Below are 11,767 nucleotides of genomic sequence, written 5' to 3'. Positions count from 1 at the left end.
AGATCGCCTGGACCCTGCAGAACTACGGCGCCTACGTCGTCGACGACACCTACGGGCCGTCCTTCGCGCTCAACGCCGAGAACGGCCCCGGCGGCAACATGCGCACCCAGTTCCGCAGCGACTACGGCATGGACTTCGAGGTGTACGCCAGCTCGGCGAACGCCTGGAGCCGCGACCTCCAGCGCCTGCGGACGGTGCTGGCCGCCGTCGACAACAACTCGCCCACCAGCGTCGGCGGCGGGGGCACCCCGCGCCAGCCGCTGCTGCCCGAGCTCGTCGCTCCCGCCACCGCGGCGCCGGCGACGAGCCCGACCGCGCCGGCCACGGCCGAGTCGGCGGCCCCGGTGCCGGCCACCTCCAGCCCGGCGGTGCCGGCGAACTGAGGGCCCGCGGCCTCGTGAGCGGCCGCCGGACGCGGCGTGCCGCGATACCTAGCCCTCGAGCTCGCGGGCCACGGCGCGGACGACCTCGGCGAGCTGCTTGGTGTGGCGCCGGTCGGGGTAGCGGCCCCGGCGCAGCTCGGGCTGGACGCGGGCCTCCAGGACCTTGATCATGTCGTCGATGAGGCCGTGGAGCTCGTCGGGCGACCGGCGGGCGGCCTCGGAGAGCGAGGGCTGGGGGTCGACCAGGCGGACCTGCAGCGCCTGCGGGCCGCGCCGCCCCTCGGCGATCCCGAACTCGACGCGCTGCCCCGACTTCAGCGTCTCGACCTCGCGGGGGAGCGCGCCCTTCGGCACGTAGACGTCGGCCCCGCCCTCCTGCGACAGGAAGCCGAAGCCCTTCTCGGCGTCGTACCACTTGACCTTGCCGGTCGGCACCGTCGTCTCCTGGTTCTCGCGTCCTCGTCACGACAAAACGCCCCGGCGACCATGCCGGAGCGCAGACGTCCAGCTTATCCCCGCGCGGCCACCCCGAATCCGCCGAGCGGACGCCGATCCGCCCGGTCTCCGGCCCGCGCGCAGCCCCGGAGGGCCCCGGCTCAGGCCGTCGGGCTCTGGGCCAGACCGAGGAGCTCGACGGCCTCCTCGCGCATCTGGACCTTGCGGACCTTGCCGGTGACGGTCATCGGGAAGTCGTCGACGACGTGCACGTAGCGCGGGATCTTGTAGTGGGCGAGCCTGCCCGTGGCGAACTCGCGCAGCGCCTCCGGGGTCAGCGGCTCGGCGCCGGAGCGCAGCCGCACCCACGCCATGAGCTCCTCGCCGTAGCGCTCGTCCGGGACCCCGATGACCTGCGCGTCGACGATGTCGGGATGGGTGTAGAGGAACTCCTCGATCTCGCGCGGGTAGATGTTCTCGCCGCCGCGGATGACCATGTCCTTGATCCGGCCGGTGATGTTGATGTAGCCCTCGTCGTCCATCACCCCGAGGTCGCCGGTGTGCATCCAGCGGGCGCGGTCGATGACCTCGGCGGTCTTCTCGGGCTGCTCCCAGTAGCCCAGCATCACCGAGTAGCCGCGGGTGCACAGCTCGCCGGGGGTGCCGCGCGGCACGGTCCGGCCGGTCTCCGGGTCGACGATCTTCGACTCGAGGTGCGGCATCGTGCGGCCCACGGTGGACACCCGCCGGTCCAGCGAGTCGTCGACACGGGTCTGGGTGGACACCGGGCTGGTCTCGGTCATGCCGTAGGAGATGGCGACCTCGGACATGCCCATGCGCTCGACGACCTGCTTCATCACCTCGATCGGGCACGGCGAGCCGGCCATGATCCCGGTGCGCAGGCTGGTCAGGTCGTAGGACTCGAAGTTCTCCAGGCCCAGCTCGGCGATGAACATCGTCGGCACCCCGTAGAGCGAGGTGCACCGCTCGGCGGCGACGGCATCGAGGGTCAGCGTCGGGTCGAACCCGGGCGCGGGGATGACCATCGTGGCCCCGGAGCTCGTGCACGCGAGGTTGCCCATGACCATGCCGAAGCAGTGGTAGAAGGGCACCGGGATGCAGACGCGGTCGGCCTCGGTGTAGCCGATGAGCTGCCCGACGAAGAAGCCGTTGTTGAGGATGTTGTGGTGCGAGAGCGTCGCACCCTTCGGGAACCCGGTGGTGCCCGACGTGTACTGGATGTTGATCGGGTCGTCCGGGGTCAGCGTCGCGGACACCTCGCGCACGCGGGCCACGTCGCCGTCGCGGTGGAACAGCGCGGTCCACTCGTCGGAGTCGATGATCACGACCCGCTGCAGCGCCGCCCGCTCGGGCCGGACCTCCTCGATCATCGCCGCGTAGTCCGAGGTCTTGAAGCTGCGGGCGGCGACCAGCAGCGAGATGCCGGCCTGGTCGAGCACGAACGCGAGCTCGTGGGTCCGGTACGAGGGGTTGATGTTGACGAGGATCGCGCCGATCTTGGCCGTCGCGTACTGCAGCAGCGTCCACGGCGCGCAGTTCGGCGCCCAGATGCCGACCCGGTCGCCGACGGCCACGCCCAGGTCGAGCAGGCCCAGCGCGAGCGCGTCGACCTCGGCGACGAACTGCGCCCAGGTGTAGCGCTCGCCGCGCGCGCGGTCGACCAGCGCCTCGGCGTCCGGCCGGGCACCGGCGGTGCGGTCCAGGTTGTCGCCGATCGTGTCCCCGAGCAGCGGGATGTCCGAGATCCCGGACGTGTAGCTGGGCACGAGGGGCTGGGCTGGCGCCGTCACGGTCGACCTCCGGGAGGGACATCTGTGGTCGTCGACACGATGTCACGTGGATCGCCCCGTCGTCACCGGACGAGCCGCCACGGCGTCCCCGAGCAGGGGCTGGGACCATGTCGACCATGGGTGACGTGGTCGAGGTGGACGGCACCGGCCTGGGCGAGGACGACGTGGAGAAGGCGACCGACCGGCTCGTCGACGTCCTCGTCGCCGCCGACGAGGAGGGCTGGTACGGCCGGCTCGAGGTCGTGCGGCCGTGGTCGGAGCACAACCCGGACCTCGACGGCGAGTTCGCCCGCGCCGGCGCGATCCGCCGGTACCTGTGCCGCGAGCTGGCCTCGCTCCTGACGGCCGGCGCGCGGATCACCGCCCGGCGGTCACGGGCGCAGCCGCCGTTCGACGACCCGGAGTTCTTCGTCGCCCTCGACGAGGACCGCGTCGACTCCCGCTCGAAGAAGCTCTTCCTGTTCTCGCCCGAGCGGATGGCGCTCTCGATCGACCGGATCGGCCACTACACGGGTACGCCGGCCGCGGCCTTCCAGCGCCACGTCCTGTTCACGAACTACGCGATGCACGTCGAGGCGTTCCTCGAGCGCTTCCCGGACGCGGTGCGCCCCGCCCGGCCGGGCGCCCAGATGCCCGCCTACCACCACCGCACCGAGGCCGGCGACGGCGTGAGCCTCGTGAACATCGGCGTCGGGCCGGCCAACGCGAAGACCGCGACCGACCACGTCGCGGTCCTGCGCCCCGACACGATGATCATGATCGGGCACTGCGGCGGGCTGCGGAACCACCAGCAGAAGGGCGACTTCGTGCTGGCCACGGGCTACCAGCGCGCCGACCACGTCCTCGACGAGGTGCTCCCGCTCGACGTCCCGGTGATCCCCAACCACCGGCTCAACACCTTCCTGCTCGACGCGCTCCAGTCGGCCGGGCTGCCCTACCGCCTGGGCACGGTGCACACCACCGACAACCGCGACTGGGAGTTCAACCAGCAGGCGACCCTGCGGGCCATGCGCCTGAGCCGCAGCGTCGCCGTCGACATGGAGTCGGCGACGATCGCGGCCAACGGCTTCCGCTACCGCGTGCCCCACGCGACGCTGCTGTGCGTCTCGGACAAGCCGCTGCACGGCTCGCCCAAGCTCGCCGCCGGCGCGCAGGAGTTCTACGAGGCCTCCAAGCGCCACCATCTCGACCTCGCGCTCAGCGCGCTGGCGACGGTGCGCCGCGAGCACCCCGAGGGCCTGCCGGGCCAGGAGATCCGCGCCGTCGACGAGCCGCTGTTCGGCGGGCCGTCCGATCTCTGAGGCGGATCCCTAGATGCGTCGCAGGCGCACCAGCGCGATCCGGCGGCGGACGCCGGCCTGGTAGCCCTCGAAGCCGGGCCAGGCCGCGACGAAGCGCGACCACACCGCCGCGTGCTCGGCGTCCGGGACCCGCGAGGCGACGACGTCGGAGCGCTCCCCGCGCAGCTCGATGCGGGCGCGCGGTTCGGCCTGCAGGTTCAGCCACCACGGCGGTTCGCGGTCGACCCCGCCGTGCGAGGCGGCGACGAGCAGGTCGTCGCCGTCGCGCAGCGCCAGCAGCATCACGGTGCGCGGGCGGCCGGTGCGCCGCCCGGTCGTGGTGAGCGCGACGGCGGTCGTGCCCGCGATCCAGCGGTGACCCCACCGGCCCCCGGTCGCGCGGACCAGCCGGACCTGCAGCGGGGTGATCGTCTTCATGAGCCGCACCGTCCCGCGGTCCCGACCGGTGAGACGCGTGCCGAACAGGCGACCGGCGCGGGCGCGGAAGCCGCGCTCGGTGAGCGCGAGCAGGGCCCGCAGCGGCGCCGGGGCATCGGCGAGCAGCACCGGGCGCTCGTCCGGGGCGGCGTGCGAGACCACCCAGGGCACCACGAACGTCAGCGTGGCCAGTCCGAGCGTGCCGCGGAAGCGCTCCTGCAGCCGCCGGTAGTCCTCCACCCGGACCCGCTCGGCGATGATCGGGAAGACGTCGCGCTCCTCGTCGGCGACGTGGCGCACGAGGAGGTCGGCGACCTCGCGCAGGGTCGCGGCGAGCTCCGGGGTCGCCACGTCCGCGGCCGCGAGCGTCCCGGCCCGGTCGAGCAGCGGATCGAGCCGGTCGTGGTCCTCGGTGAGCGCGACCAGAGCCGTGCGGTCACCGGCGATCGCCTCGAGCAGGGGCCAGACCTCGTCGTCCTCGACGCGGTGGTGGTTGACGATCTCGGACGTCATCCCGCGCAGGTGGCGGCGCAGCAGCCGCAGGCGGCGCCGGTCCGGGGATCGGACCAGCTCCTCGGCCACGGCTGCCAGTCGGGTCATGTCCCGGGTCATGGCGCGGTGCACCACGCGGTAGTCGAGCAGGTCGGGCGCGGGCTCGCCCGGGCGGCGGGACGCGGGGGCGGACGGGGTGGTCGTGACGCTCATGGTGGCTCTCCTTCGTCGGATATTCGGTGGAGTGATACTAACTTCGATTGAGTATCAGTCAATCGAAAGCTGTCAGGCCGCCGCCGGCCGGGGCGTGGCCACCGCGCCCGAGCACCGGGCGACGGGGACGCCGTCGGGACGGGCGAGCAGGGTGCCGTCGGCGCCGAGGCCGAGCGTGCGGGCGGCCCGGGTGTCGAGGGTGTGGACGGCGACCGGCGCGCTCCCGGAGCGGACGACGGCGAGCCCCGCGGCGTCGGCACGGGGGCCCGCGAGCACCGTCCAGCCGGGGCCGAGCAGGTCCAGCGTCGAGCTCCCGTCGGGCAGCACGACGTGGGGCAGGCGCGCGCCGAGGTCGACGGCGAGCTCGGTGGCGACGTCGCGGCGGCTGCCGTCGGGGTCGGTCGAGCGCGCGACGACGTGCTCGGCGACGGGACGCCGTTCGGCCTCGTAGGTGTCGAGCAGCTCCGGGCCGGCCCAGCCGCGCAGCACCCAGGCGAGCTTCCAGGCGAGGTCGACGCCGCTCTGCAGCGCGGTGTTCATCCCGGTCCCGCCGCGCGGGGTGACGCGGTGCACGGCGTCGCCGGCGAGGAAGACGTCGCCGGCGCGGAAGCTCTCGGCCAGGTGCGCCGCGGCGCGGACCCGCCGCACGCTCTCGACGCGGACGTCGAGGTGCGGGTCGCCGGCGCCGCGCCGCACACCGGCGACGATCGCATCGGGGTCCTCGAGGTCCTCGTCCGGCGCGACGATCCACCGGTCGCCGCCGGCGGGCAGGTAGAGCCCCGGGGTGTCGGTGACCCAGTACAGGCCGAAACGGACCTCGCCGAGCACCTCCGCGAGCGGGGCGCGCACGACGGCGTGGGTCCCGGTGAGCACGCCCTCCTCGTCGCCGCGGACGCCGATCCCGACCGCCCGCCGGACCGCGCTGTGCGCGCCGTCGGCGCCGACGAGGTAGCGGGCGCGCAGGGTCCGGCCGTCGGCGGTGGTCGCGACGACGCCGTCCCCGGTGCTCGCCACGTCCGCGATCTCGACCCCGGACACGACCCGCACCGTGGGCAGCGTCGTGAGATGGCGGCGCAGCACCGCCTCGAACCGGTCCTGGGCGACGACCGCGGGTGCGGTGGGACTGACCCGGGCCGCCTGCTCGCGCGTGGGGTAGCCGACCGCGACCGCGCGGCCGTCGTCGGCGGACGCGAGGGAGGCGCACTCCCACAGCCACACGTCGGCGTCGGGCCCCTCGGCACGGACCTCCGCCTCGAGGCCCCACGCACGCACGTGCTCCATCGCGCGGGTGCTGATCACGGTGGCCCGTGGCCAGGTGGACGGCGCCGGGCGTTTCTCGACGACGAGCGTGTCGATGCCGTGCCGGCCCAGCGTGACGGCGGCGGCGAGTCCGGCGGCACCGCCGCCGACCACGAGGACGTCGTACTTCCAGTGAACATGGTGTCTCATGGAAGACAGACTGTGCAGCTGAATACAGCGTGTCAACCCAAATCTGCTAGGTTCGGCCCGGTGGCCACCCGGAAGTACGAGCAACGGTTGCGCGCCGTGTCCGCCGAACAGACGCGCCGGGACGTGCTCACCGCGCTCGAGGACCGGCTGAAGGAGACCCGCGGCGCCGCGGTCGGGCTCGAGGACGTGGCGCGCCGCGCGGGGGTGTCGCGGTCGACGGTGTACCTGGTGTTCGGGTCGCGGGCCGGGCTCTTCGACGCGCTGGCCGACGACCTGTGGCAGCGCTCGGGGCTCCCGCGCCTCACCGAGGCGGTCGCGCACCCGGACGCCCGCGAGCACCTGCGCGGCGGGCTGCGCGCCGGCACCGAGATCTTCGCGGCGATGCGCGACGTCGCCGCGGTGCTCTTCGCGATGTCGGCGCTCGACCCGGACTCCGTCGGCGGAGCGATCGTGCGCATGGAGGATCACCGGTGGGGCGGCATGCTCCACCTCGCCCACCGTCTCGCCGAGCAGGGTGTGCTGCGCGACGACGTCTCCGAGGCCGAGGCCGCCGACACGCTCTGGGTGCTCGCGGGGTTCGAGGCCTTCGACGCGCTCTACACCGGGCGCGGGCTCCCCACCGACGAGGTCGCCCGCCGTCTGGTGCTCACGGCCGAGCGGAGCCTCTGTACGTGAGTGCTTTCGGGGCCCATAGGCCCCGAAAGCACTCACATCGGGTCAGCGGCGGCGCGGGTGGACGGCCACCTCGGTCGCCTTGACGGCGAACCAGAGGTCGTCGCCCGGCCCCACGCCGAGCTCGGCGACCGCGGCCGGGGTGACGTCGGCGGCGATCCCCTCGACCCACGGCGGGCCGCCCGGCGCCGCCGCCGCGCGCAGGCGCACGATCTCGCCCTGCGGTTCCAGCGCCGCGAGCCGCACCGGGACGACGTTGCGGGGGCTGCCGTCCGGACGGTGGCGGTGCACCGAGACCGCGCTCGGCGGGAACACCGCGACCGCGGGCTCGCCGGCCTCGACCTCCGCGGAGGCGAGACCGTGCACCACGGCCCCCTCCGGAGTCGTGAGGCCGGTCTCCGCGGCCGTGCCGGTGACCAGGTCGAGCCCGGCGATCCGGGCGGCGAACGCCGAGCGCGGGCGGGCGAGCACCTCGGCGGTCGGCCCCTGCTCGACGATCCGGCCCTCGGCGAGCACCACCAGCCGGTCGGCGAGCACCACGGCGTCGACGACGTCGTGGGTCACGAGCAGTGTGGTCTGCCCGCGGCGGCGCACGGCCCGGCGCAGCACGGAGCGCACGGCGGGCGCGGCGTCCACGTCGAGCGCGGCGAAGGGCTCGTCGAGCAGCAGCAGGTCGGGCTCGACGGCCAGGGCGCGGGCGATCGCGACGCGCTGGGCCTGCCCGCCCGAGAGCTCGGCGGGGCGCCGGCCCTCCAGCTCGGCGACACCGACGTCGGCGAGCCGCTCGCGCGCCGCCGCCAGCGCCTCGCGCCGCCCGCGGCCGGCGCAGCGCGGGCCGAACGCCACGTTGTCGCGGGCCGTGAGGTGCGGGAAGAGCAGCGCCTGCTGGCTGAGCAGCCCGACCCGGCGCCGGTGGGCGGGCACGGCGACCCCGGACGCGGTGTCGGTGAGCGTCCGCCCGCCGAGCACGACCCGGGCGTCCTCGGGCGTGTACAGCCCGGCGAGCGTGCCGAGCAGCGTCGACTTGCCCGACCCGTTGGGCCCGAGCACGGCGACGACCTCGCCGGGCGCGACCTCGACGGCCACGTCGAGCGTGAACCCGCCGCGCCGCGTCGTCACGCGCGCCCGCAGGCCGCCGTCCCGTTCCGAGCGAGGGGCCCCGTCGCTCGATACAGCCGGTGAGGGGCGCCCCTCGCCGGGACGGTCGGGACCGCCGGCACGGTCGAACGCCCGCGGACGGCGGCGGATCGGCGGTCTCACCGCACGCCCGACACGTCGCGGGTGCGGGTCGCGACGATCACGAGGACCGCGACGACGACGAGCACGAGCGACATCGCCACCGCGCCGTCGAGGTCGTTCTGCGACTGGATGTAGATCAGCAGCGGCAGGGTCTGCGTGGTGCCCTGCAGGTTGCCGGCGAACGCGATCGTCGCCCCGAACTCGCCCAGCGCGCGGGCGAACGCGAGCACCGCGCCCGACACGAGCCCGGGCAGCACCACGGGCAGCGTCACCCGGCGCAGCGCGGTCAGCGGCGAGGCGCCGAGCGTCGCCGCGACGACCTCGTAGCGCTCGCCGGCGGTGCGCAGGGCCCCCTCGAGGCTCACGACGAGGAAGGGCATGGCGACGAAGGTCTGCGCGATGACCACCGCCGCGGTGGAGAACGGGACCGTGATCCCGAACCACGCGTCGAGCAGCTGCCCGACCGGCCCGGTGCGCCCGAGCAGGAACAGCAGCGTCAGGCCGCCGACGACCGGGGGCAGCACCAGCGGCAGCAGCACGATCGAGCGCAGCACCGGCAGGCCCGGCAGGTCCGAGCGCGCGAGCACGAGCGCCAGCGGCGTCCCGAGCAGCAGGCACAGCGCCGTGGACACCAGGCCGGTCTGCAGCGAGAGCCACAGGGCGTCGAGCGCGGCGTCGGTGGTGATGAGCGCGCCGAAGTCGGGCCAGTTCGTGCGGACGACCAGCCCGGCGACCGGTACCGCGATGAGGCCGAAGCCCGCCACCGCGGGCACCCACACCGGCCAGGGCAGCGCGAGGGAGACCGGACCACCCCGGGCCGGACGGGCGCGGGTCACGTCAGCGTGAAACCGGCCTGCTGCAGGGCCGCGTCGCCCTGGGGACCGGTGACGAACTGGATCCAGCGGCCGGCGAGGTCGGCGTTCGGGCTGCCGGCGACCGCGCCGACGAGGTAGTCCTGCGCCGCGCCCTGCGCCGTCGCCTGCGGGAAGTCGACGCCCTGGACCTGACCGTCCGAGGCCGTCACGTCGGTGACGTACACCAGGCCGGCGTCGACGTTGCGGGTCTGGACGCGCTGGAGCACCGAGCGGACGTCCTGCTCCTCGCTGACCGGGTCGAGCGTGACCCCCGCGGCGCGCTCCGCGGCCTCGGTCGCCGCCCCGCAGGGCACGGCCGGCGCGCAGATCGACTCGGTGACCTGCGGTCCGACCAGCGACGCCAGGTCGACGATCCCCCGGGGGTTGCCCGGCGGCACCGCGATCTGGAGCCGGTTCGACGCGTAGGTGACCGGCTCGCCCTGGATGCGCCCTGCCTGCTGCGCGGTCTGCATCGTGCGCGTGCTCGCGGTGGCCAGGACGTCGGCGGGCGCGCCCTGCACGACCTGCTGGGCGAGCGTGTCCGAGCCGCCGAAGTTGAAGGCGACGGTCGTGCCGGGGTTGGCCTGCTCGAACTGCGACCCGAGCCCGGTGTAGACGTCGGTCAGCGAGGCGGCCGCGGAGACGGTGAGCGTGCGCGTGGGCTGTTGTTCCCCACCGGATGACTCAGCACAGGCGGCCCCGCCGAGGGCGAGGGCGGCGGCCAGCGCCGTGAGGACGAGCCGGCGGGCGCTGCTCACGCCATGCCTCCGGGGGTCTCGACGATGATGTGCGACGCCTTCACGACCGAGACCGCCAGCGACCCGACCTCGAGCCCGAGCTCCTCGACCGCCTCGGTGCTCATGAGCGAGACCACGCGATGGGGCCCGCACTGCATCTCGACCTGGGACATGACCTTGTCGCTGGTGATCCCGGTGACGAGGCCGACGAAGCGGTTGCGCGCGGAGCGCCCCACCCCGGACGGGTCGGGGGTCGCGTGCGCCTGCGCCCGGGCGAACGCGGCGAGGTCCGACCCGGCGATCACCTTGCGGCCGCTGGCGTCGGCGGTGACGGGCAGGGAGCCGCTGTCGGTCCAGCGGCGCACCGTGTCGTCGCTCACGCCGAGCAGCCGGGCGGCCTCGGCGATCCGGAAGTGCGTCACATCGGTGAGTGTAGAGCCGTGAACGCGTCTGTACACGCCTGGGTGAACCGCAAGTCCGGCGACGAGGACTCCGGGCGGACCGTCGACGGTCTCGCTCGCGCGGTCGGGGCGCGCGGTGGGAAGGTGCGGAGGTGGACTTCGCACCCAGTGCCGCGGCGCAGGACTACACCGACCGCATGCGCGCCTTCCTCGACGAGGCGGTCCTGCCCGCCGAGAAGGCCTACGACGCCTGGCGCGAGGAGCGGCGCGGGACGCCGGCCGAGCACGACCTGCCGCCGGTGGTCGAGGAGCTCAAGAGCGAGGCCCGCGAGCGCGGGCTGTGGAACCTGTTCCTGCCGGACGTCTCGGGCCTGTCGAACCTCGAGTACGCCCCGGTCGCGGAGGTCTCGGGCTGGTCGCCGGTCATCGCCCCCGAGGCGATCAACTGCCAGGCGCCCGACACCGGCAACATGGAGACCTTGCACCTGTTCGGCACCTCCGAGCAGAAGTCGCAGTGGTTCGAGCCGCTGCTCTCCGGCGAGATCCGCTCGGCGTTCGCGATGACCGAGCCCGCCGTCGCGTCGTCGGACGCCACCAACATCACGACCTCGATCCGCCGCGACGGCGACGAGTACGTGATCACCGGGCGCAAGTGGTGGATCTCAGGGGCCGCCGACCCGCGCTGCCAGATCTTCATCGTCATGGGCAAGACCGACCCGGACGCCCCGACCCACCGCCAGCAGTCGATGGTGCTGGTGCCCCGCGACACCCCGGGCATGACGATCACCCGACCGCTGCCGGTGTTCGGCTACCAGGACCAGCACGGGCACTGCGAGCTCGAGCTCAACGAGGTCCGGGTGCCGGTGTCGAACCTCCTCGGCGAGGAGGGCGGCGGCTTCGCGATCGCCCAGGCGCGCCTCGGCCCCGGCCGCATCCACCACTGCATGCGCCTGATCGGCATGGCCGAGCGCGCGGTGGACGCCATGGTGCGCCGCGCCAACGAGCGCGTCGCCTTCGGCAAGACCCTCGGCGAGCAGGGCGTCGTGCGCGAGCAGATCGCCGAGAGCCGCATCGAGATCGAGCAGGCCCGCCTGCTGGTGCTCAAGACGGCCTGGCTGATCGACGAGGTGGGCTCCCGGGGCGCCGCCACCGAGATCGCGGCGATCAAGGTCATCTGCCCGCGGATGGCGTGCAACGTCATCGACCGCGCGATCCAGATCCACGGCGGCGGCGGGGTCTCCGACGACTTCCCGCTCGCCTACGCCTACGCCTGGGCCCGCGCGCTGCGTCTCGCCGACGGCCCGGACGAGGTGCACCTGCGCTCCGTCGCGCGCCAGGAGCTCAAGGCGCACAGCTGACCTAT

At 74.1% G+C, this 11,767-nt stretch carries 12 protein-coding genes; 4 read left to right on the top strand and 8 right to left on the bottom strand.

Features of this window, described 5'->3' with window-relative positions; all coding sequences use genetic code 11:
- Positions 1-383, top strand: a 383-nt coding sequence (locus tag PHK61_RS25675) for a hypothetical protein (protein ID WP_274283866.1), incomplete at its 5' end; no start/stop codon positions are given.
- A gap of 48 nt (positions 384-431) precedes the next feature.
- On the opposite strand, the gene PHK61_RS25670 is transcribed toward PHK61_RS25675, so the two are convergent.
- The gene (locus tag PHK61_RS25670; RefSeq protein ID WP_274283865.1) at positions 432-818 is read right to left on the bottom strand and encodes a cold-shock protein; all 387 of its coding nucleotides are present in this window, start codon (positions 816-818) and stop codon (positions 432-434) included.
- Between the two features lie 161 nt (positions 819-979).
- The gene (locus tag PHK61_RS25665) at positions 980-2,629 is read right to left on the bottom strand and encodes an AMP-binding protein (RefSeq protein WP_274283864.1); all 1,650 of its coding nucleotides are present in this window, start codon (positions 2,627-2,629) and stop codon (positions 980-982) included.
- Positions 2,630-2,745: 116 nt separating this feature from the next.
- On the opposite strand from PHK61_RS25665, the gene PHK61_RS25660 reads away from it, so the two are divergent.
- Positions 2,746-3,930, top strand: a complete 1,185-nt coding sequence (locus PHK61_RS25660; RefSeq protein WP_274283863.1) for a phosphorylase family protein — start codon at positions 2,746-2,748, stop codon at positions 3,928-3,930.
- Positions 3,931-3,939: 9 nt separating this feature from the next.
- Here PHK61_RS25660 and PHK61_RS25655 read toward each other — a convergent pair whose 3' ends face one another.
- Entirely contained in the window at positions 3,940-5,052 is a 1,113-nt protein-coding gene (locus PHK61_RS25655; RefSeq protein ID WP_274283862.1) for a nitroreductase/quinone reductase family protein, read from the bottom strand.
- A 72-nt stretch (positions 5,053-5,124) separates the two neighbouring features.
- On the bottom strand, positions 5,125-6,501 hold the full coding sequence (locus PHK61_RS25650) for an FAD-dependent monooxygenase (protein WP_274283861.1): 1,377 nt from the start codon (positions 6,499-6,501) through the stop codon (positions 5,125-5,127).
- 60 nt (positions 6,502-6,561) lie between these two features.
- Between PHK61_RS25650 and PHK61_RS25645 the strand changes: the two genes are divergently transcribed.
- Positions 6,562-7,176, top strand: a complete 615-nt coding sequence (locus PHK61_RS25645) for a TetR/AcrR family transcriptional regulator (RefSeq protein ID WP_274283860.1) — start codon at positions 6,562-6,564, stop codon at positions 7,174-7,176.
- A gap of 42 nt (positions 7,177-7,218) precedes the next feature.
- Here PHK61_RS25645 and PHK61_RS25640 read toward each other — a convergent pair whose 3' ends face one another.
- From PHK61_RS25640 to PHK61_RS25625, 4 genes are all read right to left on the bottom strand, one after another.
- Positions 7,219-8,292, bottom strand: a complete 1,074-nt coding sequence (locus PHK61_RS25640; protein ID WP_274283859.1) for a sulfate/molybdate ABC transporter ATP-binding protein — start codon at positions 8,290-8,292, stop codon at positions 7,219-7,221.
- A gap of 137 nt (positions 8,293-8,429) precedes the next feature.
- Positions 8,430-9,203: an ABC transporter permease gene (locus tag PHK61_RS25635; RefSeq protein ID WP_274283869.1), complete on the bottom strand. Its 774-nt coding sequence runs from the start codon at positions 9,201-9,203 to the stop codon at positions 8,430-8,432.
- 41 nt (positions 9,204-9,244) lie between these two features.
- The gene (gene modA / locus PHK61_RS25630; protein WP_274283858.1) at positions 9,245-10,024 is read right to left on the bottom strand and encodes a molybdate ABC transporter substrate-binding protein; all 780 of its coding nucleotides are present in this window, start codon (positions 10,022-10,024) and stop codon (positions 9,245-9,247) included.
- Entirely contained in the window at positions 10,021-10,425 is a 405-nt protein-coding gene (locus PHK61_RS25625; RefSeq protein ID WP_274283857.1) for a TOBE domain-containing protein, read from the bottom strand. The genes modA and PHK61_RS25625 overlap by 4 nt, the downstream gene beginning before the upstream one ends.
- Before the next feature lie 131 nt (positions 10,426-10,556).
- Here PHK61_RS25625 and PHK61_RS25620 point away from each other — a divergent pair, with 131 nt between their 5' ends.
- Complete coding sequence (locus tag PHK61_RS25620; RefSeq protein ID WP_274283856.1) at positions 10,557-11,762, top strand: acyl-CoA dehydrogenase family protein; 1,206 nt, start codon at positions 10,557-10,559, stop codon at positions 11,760-11,762.
- Positions 11,763-11,767: the final 5 nt, after the last annotated feature.

This window comes from Actinomycetospora lutea, from assembly GCF_028737205.1.
GTDB classification, from domain to species: domain Bacteria; phylum Actinomycetota; class Actinomycetes; order Mycobacteriales; family Pseudonocardiaceae; genus Actinomycetospora; species Actinomycetospora lutea.
Note: the sequence above shows the minus strand (reverse complement) of the source record. Positions and strands in the feature narration are given on the sequence as shown.

Bases quoted from the DNA above. Each gene is read 5' to 3' on its own strand.
- PHK61_RS25650 (WP_274283861.1), bottom strand. From the start codon at position 6,501: ATGAGACACCATGTTCACTGGAAGTACGACGTCCTCGTGGTCGGCGGC.
- PHK61_RS25655 (WP_274283862.1), bottom strand. From the start codon at position 5,052: ATGAGCGTCACGACCACCCCGTCCGCCCCCGCGTCCCGCCGCCCGGGC.
- PHK61_RS25660 (WP_274283863.1), top strand. From the start codon at position 2,746: ATGGGTGACGTGGTCGAGGTGGACGGCACCGGCCTGGGCGAGGACGAC.